The organism is Marivita sp. (genome assembly GCF_022763305.1).
GTDB lineage: Bacteria > Pseudomonadota > Alphaproteobacteria > Rhodobacterales > Rhodobacteraceae > Marivita.
The window spans coordinates 37,725-60,694 of the sequence record NZ_JALEGT010000052.1 but is presented as its reverse complement, the minus strand read 5'-3'; the positions used below and the strand labels follow the sequence as shown (position 1 = coordinate 60,694).

19 protein-coding genes and 4 tRNA genes are annotated in these 22,970 nt (G+C 61.5%); 10 read left to right on the top strand and 13 right to left on the bottom strand.

All coding sequences use genetic code 11. The annotated features are described in order from the left end of the window. Positions 1-54 precede the first annotated feature (54 nt). The 3 genes from MRY75_RS10050 (at position 55) to MRY75_RS10040 (ending at position 2,329) form a co-directional block, all read left to right on the top strand. Positions 55-849: a helix-turn-helix transcriptional regulator gene (locus MRY75_RS10050; RefSeq protein ID WP_292307443.1), complete on the top strand. Its 795-nt coding sequence runs from the start codon at positions 55-57 to the stop codon at positions 847-849. Between the two features lie 101 nt (positions 850-950). Beyond that, the gene (locus tag MRY75_RS10045; RefSeq protein WP_292307441.1) at positions 951-2,099 is read left to right on the top strand and encodes an aromatic ring-hydroxylating dioxygenase subunit alpha; all 1,149 of its coding nucleotides are present in this window, start codon (positions 951-953) and stop codon (positions 2,097-2,099) included. After that, on the top strand, positions 2,096-2,329 hold the full coding sequence (locus tag MRY75_RS10040; protein WP_292307440.1) for a hypothetical protein: 234 nt from the start codon (positions 2,096-2,098) through the stop codon (positions 2,327-2,329). The genes MRY75_RS10045 and MRY75_RS10040 overlap by 4 nt, the downstream gene beginning before the upstream one ends. 13 nt (positions 2,330-2,342) lie before the next feature. Here the strand turns inward: MRY75_RS10040 and MRY75_RS10035 are convergent, their stop codons facing one another. The 5 genes from MRY75_RS10035 to MRY75_RS10015 all read right to left on the bottom strand — a co-directional run bounded on the left by MRY75_RS10035 (position 2,343) and on the right by MRY75_RS10015 (position 9,618). Next, on the bottom strand, positions 2,343-3,134 hold the full coding sequence (locus MRY75_RS10035; RefSeq protein ID WP_292307439.1) for a DUF2189 domain-containing protein: 792 nt from the start codon (positions 3,132-3,134) through the stop codon (positions 2,343-2,345). Between the two features lie 147 nt (positions 3,135-3,281). Beyond that, on the bottom strand, positions 3,282-4,406 hold the full coding sequence (prfB, locus tag MRY75_RS10030) for a peptide chain release factor 2 (RefSeq protein WP_292307437.1): 1,125 nt from the start codon (positions 4,404-4,406) through the stop codon (positions 3,282-3,284). Positions 4,407-4,504: 98 nt separating this feature from the next. Further along, positions 4,505-7,057 carry a penicillin-binding protein 1A gene (locus tag MRY75_RS10025; protein WP_292307435.1) on the bottom strand — a complete coding sequence of 851 codons (2,553 nt, stop codon included), beginning with the start codon at positions 7,055-7,057 and terminating at the stop codon, positions 4,505-4,507. Between the two features lie 113 nt (positions 7,058-7,170). Further along, positions 7,171-8,388, bottom strand: coding sequence for an N-acetylmuramoyl-L-alanine amidase (locus MRY75_RS10020; RefSeq protein WP_292307433.1), 1,218 nt, complete (start codon positions 8,386-8,388; stop codon positions 7,171-7,173). A 75-nt stretch (positions 8,389-8,463) separates the two neighbouring features. Further along, positions 8,464-9,618, bottom strand: coding sequence for an aminotransferase class I/II-fold pyridoxal phosphate-dependent enzyme (locus tag MRY75_RS10015; protein ID WP_292307432.1), 1,155 nt, complete (start codon positions 9,616-9,618; stop codon positions 8,464-8,466). Positions 9,619-9,675: 57 nt separating this feature from the next. Between MRY75_RS10015 and MRY75_RS10010 the strand changes: the two genes are divergently transcribed. Both MRY75_RS10010 and MRY75_RS10005 read left to right on the top strand, forming a co-directional pair. Beyond that, a complete protein-coding gene (locus tag MRY75_RS10010) occupies positions 9,676-11,013 on the top strand; it encodes a M48 family metalloprotease (protein ID WP_292307430.1) in 1,338 nt (445 codons plus the stop codon). 21 nt (positions 11,014-11,034) lie between these two features. After that, positions 11,035-11,784 (top strand): DsbA family protein, encoded by a 750-nt coding sequence (locus MRY75_RS10005; protein WP_292307428.1) that lies wholly within the window; start codon positions 11,035-11,037, stop codon positions 11,782-11,784. A 75-nt stretch (positions 11,785-11,859) separates the two neighbouring features. On the opposite strand, the gene ispG is transcribed toward MRY75_RS10005, so the two are convergent. From ispG to hemA, 3 genes are all read right to left on the bottom strand, one after another. Next, complete coding sequence (gene ispG, locus MRY75_RS10000) at positions 11,860-12,987, bottom strand: flavodoxin-dependent (E)-4-hydroxy-3-methylbut-2-enyl-diphosphate synthase (RefSeq protein ID WP_292307426.1); 1,128 nt, start codon at positions 12,985-12,987, stop codon at positions 11,860-11,862. A 108-nt stretch (positions 12,988-13,095) separates the two neighbouring features. Further along, complete coding sequence (locus MRY75_RS09995) at positions 13,096-14,682, bottom strand: helix-turn-helix domain-containing protein (RefSeq protein WP_292307425.1); 1,587 nt, start codon at positions 14,680-14,682, stop codon at positions 13,096-13,098. 128 nt (positions 14,683-14,810) lie between these two features. Then, positions 14,811-16,034 carry a 5-aminolevulinate synthase gene (gene hemA / locus MRY75_RS09990; RefSeq protein ID WP_292307424.1) on the bottom strand — a complete coding sequence of 408 codons (1,224 nt, stop codon included), beginning with the start codon at positions 16,032-16,034 and terminating at the stop codon, positions 14,811-14,813. 284 nt (positions 16,035-16,318) lie between these two features. Between hemA and MRY75_RS09985 the strand changes: the two genes are divergently transcribed. The 3 genes from MRY75_RS09985 to MRY75_RS09975 all read left to right on the top strand — a co-directional run bounded on the left by MRY75_RS09985 (position 16,319) and on the right by MRY75_RS09975 (position 19,234). Then, positions 16,319-17,695: a M20/M25/M40 family metallo-hydrolase gene (locus MRY75_RS09985; protein ID WP_292307423.1), complete on the top strand. Its 1,377-nt coding sequence runs from the start codon at positions 16,319-16,321 to the stop codon at positions 17,693-17,695. Positions 17,696-17,810: 115 nt separating this feature from the next. Then, positions 17,811-18,377, top strand: a complete 567-nt coding sequence (locus tag MRY75_RS09980) for a hypothetical protein (RefSeq protein ID WP_292307422.1) — start codon at positions 17,811-17,813, stop codon at positions 18,375-18,377. After that, positions 18,374-19,234, top strand: a complete 861-nt coding sequence (locus MRY75_RS09975) for an alpha/beta hydrolase (RefSeq protein ID WP_292307421.1) — start codon at positions 18,374-18,376, stop codon at positions 19,232-19,234. The genes MRY75_RS09980 and MRY75_RS09975 overlap by 4 nt, the downstream gene beginning before the upstream one ends. 6 nt (positions 19,235-19,240) lie before the next feature. Here MRY75_RS09975 and MRY75_RS09970 read toward each other — a convergent pair. After that, positions 19,241-19,317, bottom strand: a tRNA-Asp gene (locus MRY75_RS09970). A gap of 30 nt (positions 19,318-19,347) precedes the next feature. Further along, positions 19,348-19,424 (bottom strand) — tRNA-Asp (locus tag MRY75_RS09965). A 731-nt stretch (positions 19,425-20,155) separates the two neighbouring features. Here MRY75_RS09965 and MRY75_RS09960 point away from each other — a divergent pair. Next, positions 20,156-20,926 (top strand): LytTR family transcriptional regulator DNA-binding domain-containing protein, encoded by a 771-nt coding sequence (locus MRY75_RS09960; protein WP_292307420.1) that lies wholly within the window; start codon positions 20,156-20,158, stop codon positions 20,924-20,926. A 127-nt stretch (positions 20,927-21,053) separates the two neighbouring features. On the opposite strand, the gene MRY75_RS09955 is transcribed toward MRY75_RS09960, so the two are convergent. Further along, positions 21,054-21,129, bottom strand: a tRNA-Val gene (locus MRY75_RS09955). Here MRY75_RS09955 and MRY75_RS09950 point away from each other — a divergent pair. After that, positions 21,130-22,179 (top strand): LysR family transcriptional regulator, encoded by a 1,050-nt coding sequence (locus tag MRY75_RS09950; RefSeq protein WP_292307419.1) that lies wholly within the window; start codon positions 21,130-21,132, stop codon positions 22,177-22,179. Positions 22,180-22,406: 227 nt separating this feature from the next. On the opposite strand, the gene MRY75_RS09945 is transcribed toward MRY75_RS09950, so the two are convergent. Both MRY75_RS09945 and MRY75_RS09940 read right to left on the bottom strand, forming a co-directional pair. Next, a tRNA-Val gene (locus MRY75_RS09945) sits at positions 22,407-22,481 on the bottom strand. A gap of 19 nt (positions 22,482-22,500) precedes the next feature. Then, positions 22,501-22,890, bottom strand: coding sequence for an HU family DNA-binding protein (locus tag MRY75_RS09940; RefSeq protein ID WP_292307418.1), 390 nt, complete (start codon positions 22,888-22,890; stop codon positions 22,501-22,503). Positions 22,891-22,970: the final 80 nt, after the last annotated feature.

Below are 22,970 nucleotides of genomic sequence, written 5' to 3'. Positions count from 1 at the left end.
GTGAAATATGGTGATTTCCCCTCGAACCGATCTTTCAGAACGAGAGCATAAGACGTGTCCCGCCCCAGCCCTTCCGAATTGCGCAACACTCTTGGGGCAAATCTGAGAGAACTGTGTCGATCGACCGAGTCCATCTCGGCACTGTGCCGCGACCTTGGGATCAACCGCACACAGTTCAACCGGTATCTCTCGGGGGAAAGCTTTCCGCGCCCGGATGTGCTGTTTCGCATCTGCCAATATTTCAACGTCGATGCTCGGATCATCCTGGAGCCCCTGTCGGACATCGGGTCGGGTTCGAAATCGTTACTGCAACATCCGGAAATCGAGGATTTCCTGTCTGGTGGTGTCGAACAATTGCGGGAAACGATCTTTCCCGCCGGTTTCTACAGATTTGTGCGCCGCAGTTTCTTGGACGATACGCAATTCATACAAGGACTTGTGTACGTGTACCGCCGGGAAGGAGCAACCTTTCTGCGCGGCTTCGAGGCAAAAGAAGCGATGGCGCAACAGGGACTTCCGGGCGATCCGAGAAGCCGCGAGTTCCGCGGCCTTCTGCTGGCCCAGGAAGGTGGCATTGCCGGGCTGGTCAGCCGGCGCAATTCGCTGACGACCTCGTTCAATTTCCTTGCGCAGGTGCCGTCCTTCCAGAACAATTACTGGGTTGGCTATACCGTTCGCACGGTCCGAGAAAGCGGAACGGGATCGCGCATTGCGCGGCTGGTCTATGAATATCTGGGTCACAGCGGGATGAAGGCGCGGCGTGCGGCGCGCAACTCGGGATTCTGCGCAGCCTCGGACCTTGTGGCCTATGAGCGCAATCAATTGCGCGTCGGCGAACCGTTCTACTGACCTCCAAGACGGTCGTTCCGCGGCAGTTTGTGTCGTGTTTTGACGCGATCCGCAGACATTCGGACATGAGGATGGGTGCACCCCAATTTGCGGAGGGCGCCATGACGATCGTTGATCCCCTTTTGGCCGATGTGCAGAAGCCGACCGCGCAGGCCCGAGGCCTGCCCAATGCGCATTACACAGATCCCAAGAGCTTTGACGAGGAGCGCGATGCGCTGTTCGGCGCCGGCTGGGCCGGGCTGGCGGTTGCAGCCGACGTGCCGGATATCGGCGATGCGGTCCCGATCACCTTTCTGGGCATTCCGCTCTTGCTCATCCGCGGGCGCGACGATGTGGTGCGCGTGTTTCAGAACATCTGCCGCCATCGCGGCATGATCCTTGTCGAGGCACCACGCAAGATCGAAGGCGCGATCCGCTGTCCCTATCACTCGTGGTGTTACAGCACCCAGGGCCAATTGGTGGCGACCCCACATGTGGGTGGGCCGGGCTTCAATTCTCATGCCGAGATGGACCGGACGACGCTGGGCCTGATCGAGGTGCGCAGCCATGTCTGGCGCGATGTTGTCTGGATCAACCTGTCCGGCACGGCCCCCGCCTTTGAAGAGGCGATGGCGGATGTCATCGCGCGCTGGTCCAACTTCGAACAGCCGGTACATCACGGTGGCGCGGACAGCCGCTTTACCCTGACGGTGAACGGCAACTGGAAACTGGCGGTGGAGAATTACTGCGAAAGCTATCACCTGCCATGGGTGCATCCGGGTCTGAACAGCTATTCCCGGCTGGAGGATCACTACAATATCGAGATGGAGGATCTGAGTTCCGGCCAGGGAACGCTGGTCTATCGTCAATTGACCGATGCGCAGGGTCGGGTCTTTCCGGACTTTGACGCGCTTGACGCCAAATGGACGGAGGGCGCGGAGTACCTGGCCCTCTACCCCAACGTTCTGCTGGGTGTGCACCGTGATCATGCTTTTGCGATCATCCTGCGCCCGAATGGCCCCGACCAGACCGAGGAATTCGTGCATCTTTACTATGCGACGCCAGAGACCGATCCCGAGCTGCGCCGACGCAATGCAGAGCAATGGAAAGTGGTGTTCGAAGAGGACATCTTCGTGGTCGAAGGCATGCAGCGTGGACGGCGTGCGCCGGGCTTTGATGGCGGACGGTTCTCACCGGCGATGGATGGTCCGACACATTGCTTTCACCGCTGGGCCGCCGGTCGGATCGCACGGCATCGTGCAAAGGCATGACCAAGGCGCTGGACCGGGCGCTGCTGGACGCACATGCCCGGGGCGACACGGGCGCCCTGATCGGTCTCTATGCTGCCGCGGCCGATGCGTCCGGAGACGATCAGGCTGCCGGGTTCTTTCTCACACAGGCGTATGTGTTCGCGCTGGAAGCTGGGGACGCACGGGCAGACCACCTGCGACACGCATTGGTCACGTTGGGGCGGGACACCCCTGCCCCGCCGACGGGCTGAGACGCTTTTTGGCTCAGTCGAGTTCTGCGTCCATCGGCGGTTTGCGCACCTGATCGTAAAGATGCCAGGTCGCATGGCCCAGCAGCGGCAGGGCGATGAACAGGCCAAGAAAGCCGGGGATCAGCGCAAGGAAGGTCACGATCGCGATGAAAGCGCCCCACCCCAGCATCACCCCGGGTTGCATCATGACGAACTGAAAGGACGTGACCATCGCGGTCACGAAATCCACTTCGCGGTCCAGAAGAAGCGGGAGCGCGATCACCGTGATGTTGAAGAGCAGGATCGCGAAAAGCGCCCCCACCACGCTGCCCACGATCAGCATCATCACCCCGTTGGGTGACAGGTAGACATCCAGAGAACTGGACACATTGGTCATCGTGCTCAGTCCGAGGAAGAGCGCAAAGATCATGTGCGCGAGGAAGAACCAGAACAGGAACACCATGATGATGATTGCGCAGATCGACGGCAATTGCCGATTGGACTGCTGCAGAACAACGCTCAGGATGTCCTTCGCCACCAACGGATCGCCCCGCTCGAGACGACGGCTGACCTCGTAAAACCCGACAGCCGCGAAGGGGCCGATCAAGGGAAAGCCGATCGCGGCGAGGACGAGCCAGTAGGTGGTGCCGGTCCTGAGCGTGACCCAGGAAATGCCCCAGCCCGCCAGCACATAGACCCCCGCAAAAAACACCGCATACCCGGGTGCACGGATCAGGTCCTGCCAACCGCGTCGCAGCGCCGTGCGCAGCGTGTCGACGGAGACGCGTTCGAATGCCGGTACACCGTGTTCAGGTGTGTCCCACATGCTTTCCTCCACAGCATGACGTTCGCGCCCCTGCATGAAAGCGGTTTGGCAAGGCTTTGGCAATAGGTCAGATTTGGGCTGTGCGATGCGTCGACGCATCGCCGATGTTCCGTCCACGGAACATCGCCCCTGACCTGCGGATTTGCGTCAGTCGGCGCGCGCGTCGGCGCGGGATTTGCCGGACACGTTCATCGCCAGTGTGGCCGCCATGAACGGGTCGAGATCACCGTCCAGCACACCTTTGGTGTCCGAGGTTTCATGCCCGGTGCGCAGATCCTTGACCATCTGATAGGGCTGCAGAACGTAAGACCGGATCTGGTTGCCCCACCCGGCGTCTCCCTTGGCCTCGTGCGCGGCGTTGATCGCCTCGTTCCGGCGGTCCAGTTCCATCTGGTAAAGCCGCGATTTCAGTGCCTTCATGGCGATGTCGCGGTTCTGGTGCTGGGACTTTTCCGAGCTTGTGACGACGATCCCGGTGGGCATGTGCGTGATCCGCACGGCCGAGTCGGTGGTGTTGACGTGCTGGCCGCCCGCACCAGAAGACCGATAGGTGTCGATCCGGATATCGGACGGGTTGACCTCGATTTCGATATTGTCGTCCACCACCGGATAGACCCAGACCGAACAGAACGACGTGTGGCGCTTGGCGGCGCTGTCGAAGGGGGAAATCCGCACCAGACGGTGCACACCGGATTCCGATTTCAGCCAACCATAGGCATTGGGGCCGGAAATCTTGTAGGCGGCGGATTTGATGCCCGCCTCTTCGCCCGGCTGTTCGGATTGCAGCTCCACCTCGTAGCCATGCTGTTCCGCCCAGCGGACATACATGCGCGCCAGCATGTTGGCCCAGTCACAGCTTTCCGTCCCGCCGGCCCCCGAGTTGATTTCAAGGAAGGTGTCGTTTCCGTCTGCTTCGCCATCCAGCAGCGCTTCGAGCTCTTTCTTCGAAGCCTTTTCAGCCAGCGCTTTCAAAGCCGCTTCGGCATCGGCGATGACTTCCTTGTCATCCTCCATCTCGCCCAGTTCGATCATCTCGACATTATCGCTGAGGTCCTGCTTGATCGAGGTATAGGTCTCGATCGCATCCACGAGCATCTGCCGGTCGCGCATCAGCTTCTGGGCCGCCGCCGGATCGTCCCACAGGTTCGGATCCTCGACACGCGCGTTGAATTCCTCCAGCCGGTGCTGGGCGGTTTCCCAGTTCAGACGCTGGGCCAGCAGCTTCAGGGATTTTTCAATCTGGTCAACGGTGTTCTGGATTTCAGCGCGCATTGGCGATCCTGTATGCTCGGGCTTTGGTCAGACTTGGTGATAGACCAGCCACGCCGCCCCTTCAAGGCAGCGCGACCGGTGCAGCGGTCGTGGAGAGATCAGTAAAGACCACCCGAGCTGAGCGTGCCGAAGGACGCTTTCGGGCCGACGATGGCAGTGCCGCCGCTGGAGGTGGTGACCTGCTTGGTCGATTGATCGCTGGTCGTGTAGAGTTCGAAATTCGACCCCATGGCAAAGCCACCATCGAACTGGATGCCGAAAATCGGCTCTTCGCCTTCACGGAAACACTCGGCCACGACATTGGCGCCGCTTGCGCTGTCCGAAAGGCGCGCGCCGGTGTTGCGGTCGATCTTGATGAACTGGCAATTCTCCGGCGGGCGGAAAGCGCTGCCGCCGTATTTCTCGACGGCTTTCAGCATGAACGAGTTGAAGACAGGGCCGCACATGCCGCCGCCCGAAGCTCCGCGCCCAAGGCTGCGCGGCTGATCATACCCGATATAGCAGCCCGCTACGATGTTCGAGGTGAAGCCCACGAACCAGACGTCCTTGGCATCGTTGGTTGTGCCGGTCTTGCCCGCCGTGGGCACCGGGAGGTTGACGCTGCTGCGTGCGGTTCCGCGTTCGACGACCCCCTCCATCATGGACGTGAGCTGATACGCGGTCACCGCGTTCATCACGCGTTCACGGTCGCTGCGCACCGTCGGGCCGCGCCCCGGCTGCAGGCTCGCCAGCGTACAATCCTCGCAGACGCGCTGGTCGTGCCGGTAGACGGTATTGCCGTACCGGTCCTGCACCCGGTCAACAAGCGTCGGCTCCACCCGCTCGCCACCGTTGGCGAACATCGCGTAGGCCGCCACCATCTTGTAGAGCGTGGTCTCATCCGCACCGAGGGCGTTGGCGAGAACCCGGCCCATATTGTCATAGACGCCGAATTTCTCGGCATAGCTGGCCACGACATCCATTCCGACTTCCTGCGCCAGACGGATGGTCATGAGGTTCCGCGACTGTTCGATCCCGGTGCGCAGGGGTGTGGGGCCGTAGAACTTGTTCGAGGCGTTCTGTGGCCGCCACACACCTTGGGGTGTGTTGATCTCGATGGGCGCGTCCACAACGATGGTGGCGGGCGAATAGCCACTGTCGAGCGCGGCCGCGAAAACGAACGGCTTGAAGCTGGACCCGGGCTGGCGCTGTGCCTGCGTCGCACGGTTGAACACCGAGTGCTGGTAGCTGAAACCGCCCTGCATCGCGATCACGCGACCGGTGTTCACGTCCATCGCCATGAAGGCACCCTGCACTTCCGGAACCTGCCGCAATGTCCAGCGGATGAAGCTGCCATCGCTGTCCGACGTCATGCGGCGCACATGCACGACATCGCCAACAGCGAGCAGGTCGCCGGCCACCTGCCCCTTGCGGCCCAGAGACCCGTCCGAATTGCGCTTGCGCGCCCATTGCACGTCATTGGCCGGAATCCAGTGCCCGTCCTCGTCGTCCGGCACGCCTTCGATCCCGATGCGCGCATCGTTCTGCCCGACCTCGAGCACGACGGCGGGATACCACGGGTTCTCCAGCCGGATGTCGCGTGCGATGGCAACATTGGCTAGCGCATCACGCCATGCATCGGTGCTGCCCAATTGGTCTGCAGGGATCGTGAGTCCCGTTCCACGCCACACGCCCTGTGAGCGGTCATAGCTCTCAAGCGCACGCTGCAGCGCGTCTTCCGCCTCGAGCTGAAGGTCCGGGTCGAGCGTGGCGCGCACGCTGAAGCCACCGGAGAAGAATTCGCCCTCGCCGAAATCCTCGCTCAGCTGGCGGCGGATTTCGTCGGTGAAGTAATTGCGCGGCGGCAGCGCATCGCGGAAGGGTTCGTAATCGCCGTTCTGCACGGATTTGAGCGGCATCGCGACTTCGACATCGTAGGTCTGCTTGTCGATGTAGCCGTTCTCGTACATCTCCTTGAGCACGAAGTTGCGACGGGCGAGCAGACGGTCCTTGCGGCGGACCGGATGAAACTCGGAAGGGGCCTTGGGCATGGAGGCCAGCGTTGCCGCCTCATGCGGCGCCAGTTCCACCAGAGACTTGTTGAAATAGGTCTGCGCGGCTGCGGTCACGCCGTAGGAGTTCTGACCCAGGAAGATCTCGTTCATGTAAAGCTCGAGGATCTTGTCCTTGCTCAGTGTTTCCTCGATCCGCGAGGCAAGGATTATTTCCTTGATCTTGCGCTCGACCCGGCGGTCTCCGGAGAGCAGGAAATTCTTCATCACCTGCTGCGTGATGGTGGACGCCCCGCGCACATCGCGCCCCCCCGAGGCGACGGCGTCAAAGGCGGCGGCGGCGATGCCGCGCACGTCATAGCCCTGGTGGGTGTAGAAGTTCTTGTCTTCGGCCGAGATGAAAGCCTGCTTGACCAGATCGGGGATCTGGTTGGCGGGTGTGAACAGCCGGCGTTCCTGCGCAAATTCGTCGATGATGCGCCCCTCGCCGGAATAGATCCGGCTGATCGTGGGCGGCGTGTATTGCGCAAGGCTTTCATGGCTGGGCAGATCGCGGCCATACATCCAGAAGACGCCACCCACGCCGAGCGCCACCATCATCAGGCCCATGGTGATGAGCGTGAAGATGGCTCCGAAGAAGGAGAGGATGAATCTGGTCACGGCGTGCCCCTGTTGCAGTTCCATACCCCTACAAAATACGGGGCCCTTGGTCAAAACACATTGCCGTTCGTACCGGCAGTCGGTTGCCTATGACGCAGGGTCACAAGCGGTGATCAGTTGCGCCGCAGCGGTGCAAGCGCACGGTCCTCGTCGCGCCAGGCGATGATGCCATCACGGATGCCGGCCGCCATACCCTGACGCCAGACCGGATCATTGAGGTTCTTCAGGTCCTCTGCGGTCGACAGGAAGCCCACTTCCAGCAGCACCGACGGGATGTCCGCCGCCTTGAGCACGGAGAAGCCGGCGCTGCGCAGCGGACGCTTGTGCACACGGCCTACAGCATTGCGGATTCCGTCCAGCATGTGTTTTGCCAGAGCTTCACTGCGCGGCGCATTGTCCAGTCGGGCGAGGCTCATCAGCACGTTTGCGACGCGGTCGTCCGATTGGCTGAGATCGATCCCCGCCAGAAGGTCGTCCCGGTTGTGGCGTTCGGCGAGCGCGGCAGACGCCGCATCCGAGGCGTCGTCCGACAACACATAGACGGCAGCGCCCCGCGCCTCGCCCTCGGCCAGCGCGTCGGCATGCAAGGAGATGAAGAGATCGGCACCCGCATTGCGCGCCGCCGCCACGCGCGCCTCGAGCGACACGAAGTAATCGCCATCGCGTGTCAGGATCACGTCGAATCCACCGGCACGGCGCAACACATCCTGCAGTTCCCGTGCAAAGGTCAGCATCAGGTTGGCCTCGGTCGTGCCGTCGCGTTCTGCACCGGGGTCGATCCCGCCATGCCCGGGGTCAAGCACGACGCGCATCCGGGCAGGGTCGCGCGGAGGCAGGGCATCGACGACGGCGGCTGCCGGAAGATCCCAGCGGGGATCGCGCGGCGCACCGGCTTCGGCATCGAACGCTGCCTGATCCACAGAGCGCAGGCGCACGGTGATCGTGGCGCCCCCATCCGACGGATCGGTCCGGAGCGCCGCGCTGTCCACGGCCATCGGTTCGGCAAGATCGGCCACGAGACGGGACCATCCCGGACGATAGGCTCCCATCCGCAGGGACAGGACGCGATCCGCATCGTCAAGGCTACCCGGATCGACCTCACCCCACTGAACTTCGCGGAAATCCATCACGAGCCGGTTCGGCTCTGTCAGAGTGAAAAGGCGCCACGGCACGCCCTGACTCAGCTCCAGCGTCAGCTCCGCGCCACTCCAGCGGTCCCGGACGCTGCCGGTTTCGAATTGCGCCACGGCTCCAAGGTCTTGCGCCGCCAATGGCGCGGCGAGGAACGCCGACAGAACCCCGGCCAGAATAGGTCTGAAAACACCGCTCATGCACTCACCTCGGCCTCTGTCCGGGCCTTTTGCTCAGTTTACCGGATTCGCTGCGGCGAGGACAGGGCCGATGGCTCAGGCAAGATGGCCGCGTGCGCGCATGAACCGCTCCAACCGGTCGAGCCCTTCGAGGATGTCCGCCGTTGCGCGCGCATAGGAAAAGCGCAGAGTTCCGCCGCCGCGCAGGGGGTCGAAGTCCAGACCCGGCGTCACGGCGACCCCGGCCTCGTCCAATATTGCCCGGGCAAAGCCGCGGCTGTCCTGGGTCAGATGCGAAATGTCCGCATAGACGTAGAAGGCGCCATCAGGCGGTGCAATCCGGTCGAACCCTGCCTTGGGCAGCCCTTCGATCATCAGGCGACGGTTTTCGCGGTAGACGGCCATGTTGGCCTCAAGCTCGTCCTGAGCGTCCACCGCCGCAAGCGCTGCCACCTGCGCGGCATGGGGGGCGCAGATGAACATGTTCTGCGCCAGCCGTTCCACCTGCCGGACGTTTTCCGGCGGCAGCACCAACCAGCCGACGCGCCAGCCGGTCATGCTGAAATACTTGGAAAAGGAGTTGATCACACAGACATCGTCGCTGACCTGCAGCGCGGTGACGGCTTTGCGGTCATACTCGATCCCGTGATAAATCTCGTCCGAGAGAAACGCGGCACCCCGTTCCTGCGCTGTGCCGATCAATGCCGCAAGCGCGTCCCGGTCGAGCATGGTACCTGTCGGGTTGGCCGGTGACGCGACCATCATCCCCGTATACTCGACGCCCTGCAGATCGGAGGGTTCCAGTTGGTAGCGTGCCTCCTCACGGGTTGCGATCTCGACCGGGATCAGGTCCAGCGATTTCATGATCTGGCGGTAGGACGGATAGCCCGGCGCGCCGATGGCGATGCGGTCGCCGGCATCAAAGAGCGCCGAGAACGCAAGAATGAATCCTCCCGAAGATCCGGGTGTCACCACGACACGGGCCGGATCGAGATCGACGCCATACCACTCTCCGTAGAGCTGGGCGATGCGCCTGCGCAGTGCAGGCAGACCGAGGGCCACAGTGTAGCCCAGCGGATTGTCGCTCATCGCGCTTTCCAGCGCTTTTCGCGCGCGAAGCGGTGCCGGAGTGCCCGGTTGGCCCACTTCCATATGGATGATGTGGCGTCCGGCGTCTTCGGCCTGACGCGCCGCTTCCATCACATCCATCACGATAAAGGGATCAACCGCCCCACGGCTTGAGTTCCGCATCATTCTCTCCCTACACTGGTTGCGGGCAGACCTAGGGGCGAAGGCAGGGCAAGGTCAATGTATCACGCGACGCAGCATCTGGTGCGACAGTTGGGCTTGGCGCTGTGCCTTTGTCTTCTGATCGCGGCCGCCCCCGCGCGGGCGGTCACGCTCTTGCGCGATGCCGATATCGAGCACGCGCTTGAAGAGTTGGGCGCGCCGGTGCTGCGGGCCGCAGGGCTCAGCCCGAGCCAGGTGCGCATCCTGCTCATCGATGATGGCTCGCTCAACGCCTTTGTGATCGACACCCAGCACATCTTCATCCATTCCGGACTTCTGACCAAGCTGGACAGCGCGGCCCAGCTTCAGGCCGTCATCGCCCATGAGGCGGCGCATATCGCGAATGGCCATATCGCCCGGCGTCTGGGCAACATGCGGACGGCACGCACCGCGGCGGGGCTTGGCATGGTCTTGGCGGCGGCAGCGGCGGCGGCGGGCAATGGGCAGGCGGCGGTCGGACTCGGGATCGGGGTGCAATCCTCTGCCATGCGGAGCTTTCTGGCGCATTCCCGGGCCGAGGAATCGTCGGCCGATATCAGTTCGATCCGGTATCTCGTTCGCGCCGGGGTCGACCCGCAAGGCGCGCTCGAGGTGCAGGAGCTGTTCCGCGGTCAGGACGCGCTCGCGGATGCGCGTCAGGATCCCTATATGCGCACGCACCCGCTGACACGCGACCGGATGCGCGCGTTGCAAGGTTTGGTGGCCGGTGCTTCGGCCAGGACCGCGCCCGATCCGACCGCCGAGTACTGGTTCGCCCGCGCCAAGGGCAAGCTTACCGCCTTCACCCGGGCGCCAAGCTGGACCCTGAGGCGCGCCGATGAAAGCCCGACGCCGGACATTGCCCAATTGCGCAAGGCCGTGGCCTATCACCGCCAGAGCGATCTGGGGCGCGCCCTGGGTCAGATCGATGCCGCCATCACGGCGCGCCCGAATGATCCCTTTCTGCGCGACCTCAAGGGTCAGATCCTGCTTGAGTCGCGCCGTGCCGCAGATGCCGTCAAAGTCTATTCCGCCGCTGCCCGGCTTGCCCCGCGCGAGCCGCTGATCCTTGGCGGTCTTGGACGCGCGCAGCTGGCCGCCGGACAGGCACAGGACGCGCTCAAGACGCTGGAGGCCGCGCGCGGACGCGATTTCAGCGACACCCGCATCCTGCGCGATCTTGCCACCGCCTATGCCAAGAACGGACAGAACGCGATGGCGTCACTGGTGACCGCCGAACGCTATGCGGTTCAGGGGCGGCTCAAGGATGCTGCCATTCACGCCAACCGGGCCGAGGGCGCGCTCCCGCGCGGATCCGGCCCATGGCAACGCGCACAGGATGTGCTAAGTGCTGCTCAAAGCGCCTCGCGGCGCTGAGCCTGTTGATCGGAGACCCTCATGTCGAAAACCCGCCTCGCCCTTTCCTTTGCCGCCCTGCTGATGGCCACCGGCGTTCAGGCCGCCGACCTCGACCTGTCCAACATGTCGGATGCGGACCGCGCCGCCTTTGGTGCGCAGGTGCGGGCCTACCTGCTGGAAAACCCCGAAGTCATCATGGAAGCAGTGCAGGTGCTCGAAGAGCGGCAGGCGGCCCAACAGGCGCAGGGTGACATCGCGCTGATCGAGAACAACGCCGACGCCATCTTCAACGACGGCTATTCCTGGGTGGGCGGCAATCCCGAAGGGGATGTGACCATCGTGGAATTCTTCGACTATCGCTGCGGCTTCTGCCGCAAGGCGCATCCCGAGGTGGCCGAGCTGCTCGAACTGGACGGCAACATTCGCTACATCGCCAAGGAATTCCCGATCCTTGGCGAGAATTCGGTTATCTCCTCGCGCTTCGCCCTTGCCGCGCGTGAGGTTGCGGGCGACGACGCCTATGAGGCTGCAAAAGAAGCGCTGATCGTGATGAACGGCGATCTGGACGATGCGGTGCTGCGCCGTCTGGCCGATACGCTGGGTCTTGATGCCGATGCCGTGCTCGCGGCGATGGACAGTGACAGCATCTCGCAGCAACTGGCCGAAACCCGGGCGCTGGCTCAGGCCTTGCAGATCAACGGGACACCGTCCTTCGTGATGGCAGGCCAGTTGGTGCGGGGCTACGTGCCGCTCGACGCGATGCAACAGATCGTGGCCGAAGCGCGGTAAACGTCGAACGCAGGCACCGCGCCTGTTCCGAAACCGATGGCCAAGCGCGGTCGAACGCGCCTGGCTGGTCTGTCCCTACTCCGCCGCTTCCTGCGCGCCTGATGCTTCGAGTTCGGCGGCTTTCTTCTCGACCTGTTCGACGATGTGGTCGATCATCTGGTCGTTCGACATCTTGTGGCTCTGCTTGCCCGCGAGATAGACCATGCCCGCCCCATTGCCGCCACCGGTGAACCCGACATCCGTCATCAGCGCTTCGCCCGGACCGTTCACCACGCAGCCGATGATCGACAGGCTCATCGGGGTCTTGATATGCTCCAACCGCTTTTCCAGAGTCTCGACCGTCTTGATCACATCGAACCCCTGCCGCGCACAGCTTGGGCAGGAAATGATGTTCACGCCGCGATGGCGCAGACCCAGAGATTTCAGGATCTCATACCCGACCTTCACCTCTTCCACAGGATCGGCGGACAGGGACACACGGATCGTGTCGCCGATGCCCATCCAGAGCAGATTGCCCAGACCGATGGCCGATTTGATCGTGCCTGACATCAGGCCACCGGCCTCGGTGATGCCCAGGTGAATCGGTGCATCGGTGGCTTCTGCCAATTGCTGATAGGCGGCGGCGGCCATGAAGACATCGGACGCCTTGCAGCTGATCTTGAACTCGTGGAAATCGTTGTCCTGCAGGATCTTGATGTGATCGAGACCGGACTCCACCATCGCGTCGGGACAGGGTTCGCCGTATTTCTCGAGCAGATGCTTCTCCAGCGAGCCGGCGTTCACGCCGATGCGGATGGAGCAGTTGTGGTCGCGTGCGGCCTTGATGACTTCCTTGACCCGCTCGGGCGAGCCGATATTGCCGGGATTGATCCGCAGGCAGGACGCCCCCGCCTCGGCCGCCTCGATGCCGCGCTTGTAGTGGAAATGGATGTCCGCCACGATGGGAACCGGGCTTTCACGCACGATTTCCCTAAGCGCGCGAGAGCTGTCTTCATCCGGGATCGAAATCCGGACGATATCTGCCCCGGCATCCGCCGCCGCCTGAACCTGCGCAATGGTCGCCTTCACATCCGGTGTGAGCGTGTTGGTCATGGTCTGCACCGAAATCGGCGCATCCCCCCCGACGGGCACAGTGCCCACCATGATCTGGCGCGACTTCCGGCGGTAGATGTTGCGCCACGGGCGAATGTGATTGAGGCTCATGCAGCCCTCCTGTCGCGGAAAGTGTCAACCAAACTGTACAGTCTCTTCACACATATAGCTAGGCCCGCCGAACGGGTGTCGCAAGCGTTTCCAGACGGGATGTGTAGATCAGTCGGTCAGGCGCTCGACCGTGAGTTCGGCAACAACGCGCGCCAGATCACTGTCCGCCTCGATCGAGGCGACCGAATAGGTCTGGGACAGCGAGTCGACCGACAGAGCGAGGTTCGACGTCACCGATCCGCGGGCCCCCGCCGGACCATAGGTCTGACCGTTCATCGCGAAATAGATGGCCCCGGATTCGCCCACACGCAAGGTCGGCGGTTCCTCGGTCACGGGAACCTCGTACGTGTCGCCCGCGTTCATGATCGTTTCATAGATGACCGTGCCATCGGCCGCGCGCACCCGGATCCATGCAGGGCGGACGGCGACAAGGGTTACACCCGGCGCGCTGTCTTCGAGGATCTTGGGCTGGCCGATCGTCGGTTGCGCCGGATCGCTGCCCAGATCCGCAAGCACGCGGGTCAGGTCGGGATCAGCGCCGTCGCGGGCCGGCTCGAGAATCGCGGCAAGGGTCGGCCCATCCAGAGGCAGGTCCGAGGTCACGGTGCCGGACGGTCCCACCGGTCCAACCGTCTGGCCGTTCACGGCAAGGTAGACCGCGCCGCTTTCGCCCACATTGAGCAGGGCATCCGTTTCAGACGCGGGCACAGTCCAGGTTTCCCCGGCCGCCATGACCCGTTCAAAGATCACCGATCGGTCGTCGCCCCTTACACGTACCCAGGCCGGGCGTGCCGCGATGACAGTCACGCCATCCTGCGGCAGCGCCGCTGCGGCAGACGCGGTGCGGATCGCGGCCGGTTCAAGATCGACATTGGGCAGGCTCTGCGTGGCCACTTGGGCAAACGCGCCAACACTGTTGGGATCAAGCGTGGAGATGGGCGCATCCCGCGCAACAAGAACCGGTACGTCCAGAGCTTGCGGGCGGTAGAGCCTGTCGAACGCTTCGACACTGGCGGGCGGCGTGAAGACACCTGCGGCGGCGCCGGTGTCGACAGATGCGACGGTCTCTTCCTCGGACGAGACTGCGCTTTGCAGCGGATCGAGATCGCTCAGCACGACCGGGGTCTGATCAACCGGAGCCAGTTGAACGCGCTGCACCTCCTGCAGGACGGAATAGCCGCCATAGCCGAGCCCACCCAACAACAGGACAAGCACTAGTGTCGATCCGATGGCACCGGGTTCGATCCGGGACAGCACGGAATCGCTGCTAGGGGCAAATGGTAGGGCCGGCTGCGAGAACGGATCACGCGCGGGGCTTGACGAGAATGCCACGGCGCTGTCGGGCTTCTTGCGGGACGATGCGGCATCCGACATACCATGCGCGGTTTCAAACCCGCTTTCGGCGCAGAATACGGCGAAGGTATCATCCGGGTCCATGCCAAGATAACGCGCGTAGGACCGCACGTAACCCGCGATGAAGCCGGGCGTGTCGAATGCCGTTGGATCACAGTTTTCGATGGCGGCGATGTAGCTGGCCTTGATGCGCAGTTCGCGCTGTACGTCCAGCAGGGATTTTCCGAGAGTGGCGCGTTCCCCCCGCATAACATCCCCGAGCCTGAGTTCGAAATCATCGAATCCACGCGGTTTTGCTTCGGTGATGTCCTGCGATGGTTTTTGGGTTTTGCGCCCAATCATACTCGCTGCCCCTTGCCGTACCAACCGTCTACACGCTGCCTGCGTCGCGCGTACCAGCTGAGTCGAGTCGCGCGTTTTATTACTCTTTAGATACCATACGACAAGGTAATTTGCACTGATTCCAAGTGCTAGGCGCTCAGTTCGGCGCGATTCAGCGCACAATGCGCCCAAAGCTCATCCATTGCGCGCACCAGTTTGTCGATCTCGTTAGGACCATGCACCGGCGACGGCGTGAAGCGCAGACGTTCGGTCCCGCGCGGAACGGTCGGGAAATTGATCGGCTGCACATAGATGCCGAACCGGTCGAGCATCATGTCCGACAGTTTCTTTGTATGAACCGGATCCCCCACGATGACAGGGATGATGTGGCTGCCGTGGTCGATGATCGGCAGACCCAGACCCTTCAGGCGCATCTTAAGGATTTTGGCCTGCAGCTGGTGCTTGTCGCGCAGGCTCTGGTCTGTCTTGAGATGCGCAACCGACGCTGCGGCACCGGCAGCGACCGCTGGGGGCAACGAGGTGGTGAAGATGAAGCCCGGCGCGTAAGACCGGATGGCATCGCACATTTTTGCAGATGCCGCGATATAGCCGCCCATGACGCCATAGGCTTTGGCCAGTGTGCCATTGATGATGTCGATGCGCCCCATCAGGCCGTCGCGTTCGGCCACACCGGCACCGCGCGGACCGTACATGCCGACCGCATGCACCTCGTCGATATAGGTCAGCGCGCCGAATTCGTCGGCCAGGTCGCAGATCGCCTCGATCGGTCCGAAATCACCGTCCATCGAATAGATCGACTCGAATGCGATCAGTTTCGGCGCTTCGGGATCGTCAGCCGCCAAGAGTTCGCGCAGATGCGCCACATCGTTGTGACGGAAGATACGCTTGGCCCCGCCATTGCGGCGCACACCTTCGATCATCGACGCGTGGTTCAGCGCATCCGAGTAGATGATGAGACCGGGAAACAGCTTCGGCAGGGTCGATAACGTCGCGTCATTGGCGATATAGGCAGACGTGAACAGCAGAGCCGCTTCTTTCTGGTGCAGGTCGGCAAGCTCGGCTTCGAGGCGCTTGTGGTAGACGGTCGTGCCGGAGATGTTGCGCGTGCCGCCCGAACCCGCGCCGGTGGCATCGAGCGCTTCGTGCATCGCCGCGAGCACTGCGGGGTGCTGCCCCATGCCGAGATAATCATTGCCGCACCAGACGGTGATGTCCTGTTCGGTGCCATCCGACTTGCGCCAGACCGCATGCGGAAACTGACCTTTGCGACGCTCGATGTCGATAAACGTCCGATAGCGGCCCTCTTCGTGCAAACGATTAAGCGCTTCGTCGAGTTTGTCTGCGTAGTGCACCGGCATCTCCTTCAGCCTGCGATCTTGAGGGGCATCCCCACGCCCCATGTCGCATTCACGTTTTAGAATGGATATAGATCGCGTTCCGTCCTGACAATGTGCATAAGGAACGACCAACCGTCGCAGCCTTGATCTGCATCAAGCCGCCGCGCCGCATTCGGCCTTTGCGCAAAATAATCTGCATTTTCCCCGCATCATTGCTCCGCCCGACAGTTAACCCAGCCCATCTGGACAGTCCGCAGGCGGGTGATAGGCTCCGCGCAAACATGCAAAGGAGCCCGAACATGTCCGTCGATCCCGTCCTCGACCATCTTGATTCCACCCTGTCCGAAAGCCTTGAGCGCCTGAAGGACCTCCTGCGCATTCCCTCCATTTCCACCGATCCGGCCTACAAGGCCGATTGCGACCGCGCCGCCGACTGGCTTGTCGCGGATCTGCAGTCGATGGGCGTCAACGCTGAAAAGCGCCCCACACCCGGTCATCCGATGGTCGTGGGCCATATCGACGGTCCGGGACCGCATCTTCTCTTTTACGGGCATTATGATGTGCAGCCGGTCGATCCGCTCGATCTCTGGGACAATGATCCCTTTGATCCGCAGATCGAGGAGACGCCGAAGGGCAAGGTCCTGCGCGGCCGCGGGACCGCCGATGACAAAGGCCAGCTGATGACGTTTGTCGAAGCCTGCCGCTCGTGGAAAGCGGTGCACGGCACCCTGCCCTGCAAGATCACCTTCTTCTTCGAGGGCGAGGAAGAGTCAGGATCACCTTCCCTGATTCCCTTCCTCGAAGAGAATGCCGAGGAACTGAAGGCAGACATCGCCCTCATCTGCGACACGGGATTGTTCGACAGCCGCGTGCCCGCGATCACGACCATGCTGCGCGGTCTTCTGGGCGAGGAAATCACGATCACGGGACCGAACAAAGACCTGCATTCCGGCATGTTCGGCGGTGCCGCCATGAACCCGATCCGCGTGCTGAGCCGGATCATTGCAACGCTGCACGACGATCAGGGACGCATCACAGTTCCCGGCTTTTACGACGGCGTCCCCGAAATCCCGGCAGACCTTCTGCAGCAATGGGAGTCACTGGGGTTCGATCACCGCGCGTTCCTCGGAGATGTCGGCCTGCGCGACCTGGCCGGAGAAGCGGGCCGCAGCGCGCTCGAAATGTTGTGGTCACGCCCGACCTGCGAGGTGAACGGGATCGGCGGTGGCTACCAGGGCGAGGGATTCAAGACCGTGCTGCCGTCGAAGGCCAGCGCCAAGATCAGCTTCCGCCTCGTCGGCCAGCAGGACCCGCACGCCATCCGCAAGAGCTTCAGGGCGATGGTCACGGACATGGTGCCGCCGGACTGCACCGTCGAGTTCAAGGCGCACGGCGCCTCCCCGGCCTCGGTCATGTCCATCGACAATCCCGCCTTCGAACAGGCGCGGACGGCCCTCAGCGCCGAATGGCCGGACGACGCTGCCTTCATCGGCAGCGGTGGGTCGATTCCCGTTGCGGGTTACTTCCAGACACTCCTCGGCACCGAGTCGATGCTCATCGGCTTCGGAAAGGATGATGACCAGATTCACAGCCCTAACGAGAAATACGACATCGAAAGTTTTCACAAAGGTGCACGCAGCTGGGCCCGAATTCTGGCTGCGCTGAGCGAGAAATAACGTCTCAGCGCCTAAAATGACGTGGCGTCACTTCCGTAGACTTTTTGTGAACTTCCGCAAGTTGGCCATGAGTGGTTCCAAATGTGGACACAATTGATGACGAATAGTTAACGCCATGAAACGAGTGCTTAGAAAACAAGATCGTAACGATTTCAACGCCCGCATCCAGCGGCTGGACCCGGCCTTTGCCAAGTTGCCAGCGGAAGCGCGCGAGGAACGCAAGCCCTGGGAGATGGGCAATCGGTCGAACCGCAAATCAGACAGCCCGGTCATGATGACGGGGTTCAGCTTTGGCCTTGCGTTGGTTGCGCTCTACGCCTCCAACAACCCCGAAACCGTACAGTCCTTGCTTGTACGCTCGGGTTGGCCGGTGCAGTTCATCCACTATGCCACCAACGGCATCGCGCTTTTGATCATCGGCCTGGTTCTGTTCTACCTCGCCAACGTGCTGCGCATTCTCACCCCGCGCGCAACCGGTCGCGGCAACGCCGCAGGGCTTGTCGTCGGGGCCATCGCCGCCATCGGCGTCAGCAATATCGACCAGACCCATATCGAGACCGGCCTGCAATATGCCGGTTTCGACAGCCCTGCGGACGTTCTGACCTTCGCTCAGGCACGCACGAGCGATCTTGCGAATATCGACTGGACAAGCGTGGTGGCGGTGTCATCCTCGGCGAAATGACACAGGCACACAGGTTCCACACAGACGACCAGATCATCGCATACGAGGTGGCCGGAAACGGACCACCTCTTTTGCTGTTGCACGGCTTTCCCCAGACGCGCGCCATGTGGCGTCCGATTGCCCGTGCCCTTGCCGAGCGCTTCACCGTTGTTGCCGCGGATCTGCGCGGCTATGGGGCAAGCAGCAAACCTGCCTCCGTTGCGGACATGACGTTCCGCCTGATGGCGCAGGACATGGTCGCGCTGATGGCCTCCTTGGGATTTGACCGGTTCCACGCCATAGGCCACGACCGAGGCGCGCGTACGGTACACCGCATGGCGCTGGATCATCCGGCGGCGGTCGAAAGCCTGACCGTGATGGACATCGTCCCGACAGAATACCTGCTCAGCAACATGACCACCGCACTGGCCAAGGCCTATTATCACTGGCTCTTTCTTGCGCAGCCGCATCCCTTTCCGGAAACACTGATCGGGCACGACCCGGACACCTATTTCGAACGGTGCCTTCTGGGCTTCGGCAAGGCGAGCCTCGGCGATTTTGATCCGGACCTCCTGGAGATCTATCGCAGCGCCTGGCGCAATCCGGGCTGCATCCGTGCCATGTGCGACGATTACCGCGCCGCGATCGAGATCGACTGGTCCGATGACCAAGCCGACCTGCACCGGCGGGTCGAATGCCCTGCACTTGTTCTTTATGGGAAGGACGGGGCCATGGCCCGGATGCTGGATGTGCCCGCGACATGGGCGGACCGGCTGACCGACATGCGGCACTCCGCCATCGAGGGCGGGCACTTCTTCCCGGATCAGTCGCCGCAGGCAACCACCACCGCTCTGACGGATTTTCTGGGATCGCTCTGAGTGAAGTGGCGCGGTTGACGGGGCTCGAACCCGCGACCCCCGGCGTGACAGGCCGGTACTCTAACCAACTGAGCTACAACCGCGCTTTTTCACGTTGATGCTTCGGGCAGTGGTGGCGCGGTTGACGGGGCTCGAACCCGCGACCCCCGGCGTGACAGGCCGGTACTCTAACCAACTGAGCTACAACCGCTCACTGCCGCCCGCATCAGGGCGTGACGCGGGTTCTATGGTCAGCGCCCTGCCCCGTCAAGAGCGATTTCACCTTGAATCCCGGCTTTTCTCAAAGAGTTGGAAGAGACATTTGAAAACAGTGAGTTAACCATGCTTAACGGCCATGCCCTTAAGCGCCCGGTCGACGTTTTGGGCCCCACGTGACCGGAGATGATCTACAGGAAACAAATGGCTGTGGGGAAAGCTTGACCTCGGTCACATGATCCCGATTGGCTTAGACCGGCACACGTCCTTCCCCCATGACTCACCGATCCTGACACCCTTCCCCCAGTCGGACGTGTAACGGCAGCCGAGATGTGTGCCGCGACTTAGGAAGGAAAGGCATGATCTTCGCCATCTCGGAAAATTCTCTCGATTGAACCGGGGGATGTCACATTCACCCGACTCTTGAACGGCGTTGCCCCCCTCATGCACTGATCGATGCCTCTGTGACGTCAGCGCAGGTCATGTGCCTGCAGCGCCAAAACTCGCCCATTAATTGAACGAGTGACATATCGCTCGCAGCAAAGGTGCATTTGTGATGCTATTTAGCGTCAGGTGAACCGATATCTGTTCAACCGATATCAACTTCCAATTGCCAGTATGAGGCAGAATCATATCCTCTTCAGCCGGACTAGTTGGGGTAGTCAGTCTGTCGTGAGACACGTGTTGGAAACAGAAATTCGTTTCTGGGACCTGTTGGGCGAACGTATGTCCTTCAGTCTGGAAACCTATACGCTTGTGGTGACGCACCGGCGCGCGCTGTTGTTCATTCTGCTCTGTATGGTGGCCTTCATCGCCTCCGATCCCTCGGGCGCGAGGTCCTATGTGCCGTTCTGGTTCTCCATCGCCTTCTGGCCGATCGTTTTTGCCCTCTATGTGGCAGTGTGCATGTTGGCGATGTTGATCGTCGCGATGCTGTCGCAAGCTTTACCCAATCTGCGCCTGCCGATGCCGCTCATCGGGTTTACGGCACTGGTACCCTGTGTGATGCTCTGCGAAACCAGCGTCGCCTTCATGAGCAACGGCACCTTCCCCTATGATTTCGCGGGACAGCTGTTCTTCTATTTCTTTGCCGTTCAGGGCATCGAGACTGTCTTCTTCCGGTTCATCTTTCCCGAGATCCGCAAGACGCTGCACGAGAACGCGGGGGACCGCCATCTTGTCATCGGTGGCGAAAAGATCGAGCTAACAAAGCTTCTCCACATCGAAGCCCGAGAACATCATGTTCACCTGACCTTCGAGAACAGGAAGTCCCTCGCCCGGGCCCGTCTTGGCGACATCGTCGCACAAACGCAGGCCGAAGACGGAATGCAGCCGCACCGCTCGTGGTGGGTGGCCCGCGATCCCGCCATCCGCGCCGAACGCAAGAACGGCCGCCTCATCCTGCGCCTGCGCGACAACACCGAAGTGCCCGTCGCCCGAACCCGCGTCGACGATGTCCTTGATTGGCTCGAGAACCACGTGGACGCCGCCCAGTAAGCTCCGGCGCCGCTTCGGCAGAGTTTGGATCGGCGTAGCAGGTGGTTTTGAGTGTTGTCTGGGAATGTTTTGGCAACGCGCCACGACCCCTTGTTTGACAACGATATGCTTGATCAAAGGCTTGGGATGGTGGGTGATGAGAGACTCGAACTCCCGACATCTTCGGTGTAAACGAAGCGCTCTACCAACTGAGCTAATCACCCGTGTGGCAAGGCATTACCGAATGCGGTGACCGTGTTCAAGCCCGTTTTCCTGTTTCGCGAACACAGTTTTCACAAGCGGTCGACTGTCGAGGATTGACCAACCTCGTCTGTTTCTCACAGGATGATGAACGATCCTGTGAACCCGTGAAAGGCCGGCAACACTTCATGTTGGACTGGAGCGCCTTGCGCGTCGTTTTGAACATCAACCGCGAAGGTAGCATGGTCAAGGCGGCCCGTCTTTTGAAGACAAGCCAGCCGACATTGTCGCGCCAGTTGGCCAAGGTTGAACAGGAGCTTGGGGTCAAATTGTTCGAACGCCGGCAGGGCAAGCTGGTTGCAACCGAAGCCGGGCTGACCGTCAGCGATCAGGCGCAACGCATCGAACAACAGTTGCTCGGTCTCGAAGATACGCTGCGCAGTATGGACAACGAGATGTCGGGCCTGATCCGCATCAGCGCACCTGCGCAACTCTTGCCCTATTCACTTGGCGATGTGCTTGTCGAATTTCAGCAGACCTATCCGGACATCACACTGGACATCAAAGTCTCTGAAGTCATGGCGGATTTTGCGTCTGGCGAGGTGGATGTCGTGTTTCGCGCGGAAGAGAACCCCAAACCAAGCCTTTGGGGGTATCGCATCTCTCAACTTACACTGCGCTTCTTCGCCCATGAAGATCTGCTGGCAAAATATGGAACCACAACCGAGGCAATCACGCAGGCCAGACATGTTCCACTTGTGATTCACAATGGCGTTGTCGTGTCATCGGAAAGCGAGACCCTGAGACGCTTTCCGCATGGACGGATCGTGATGCGGACGGACAACCTCGAAACCAGTGCAGCATTCGTCCAACGCGGTCTCGGGATTGCCCGCCTGCCGGATATCGTTGGAAAGAACCTTCCGGGCGTCGTAGCGATTGAGGCCCTCTCGTCTCGGACACAGCGCAGCCTTTGGATTTTGACACATCAGGATTTGCGCGACGTGAAGCGCATCCGGCGCTTCATCGAGTTCGTCCATGAAAAGGCGGCACTCGACCCCAGCCTGCCTCAATAGAGTTCACAGCATCCCACACAAACGTATAGGGTGAGGTGCGACACTCCCGTACACTCTGCGTCACATACAACACTCGGCAACAAACACACGGTAGAGTGCCGCGCAGTTGTGGTACTTCACAAACGTACTGCAAGATATAGAAGAAGTCGGAACTGCCCTATACGCAAATGAATAGAGCAGCTCGAAAGACCGAAGCGAAACGACCTATGTCAAACCGGCTTAGGGAATGGTGGGTGATAAGAGATTCGAACTCCTGACATCTTCGATGTGAACGAAGCGCTCTACCACTGAGCTAATCACCCGTTATCGGGGGTCATAGACTCACTCGGCAGCCTGTGCAAGAGGGTCCGGTGCATCCGTGACCTGCTGTTCCGTGCGACGCAGGCGCGTGGTGATGATATGCGCCTTGGTGGTCTTTTTCATGCGCGTGATCTTGAGCTTGCCCAGCGGTGCGAGGTTCATTTCGCGGCCATCGGCAATGGTCTCGCCCAGCAGCGCCAGCATGGCGTCGACCACGGGCTTCACATCGCGCTTCTTCACGCCGCTGCGCGCCACGACCAGATCGATCAGTTCCTTCTTCTTCAACTCCGGCCCTGTGATCTTGGGCGTTTCGTTCACCACGACCTCGGGCTCCGGCGCCTGTGCCGTTGCTTTGGCTGCAGAGGCTGTATCGCTCTTGCGCGGAGTCGGTGTTTTCTTTGGTGCCGCCATCGTACTCATCCTTTGTCTGCTCTGACATTTATTGGCGAATGCGTCCTCACCATATCAAGAAACTGCACTTTATCCAGTGT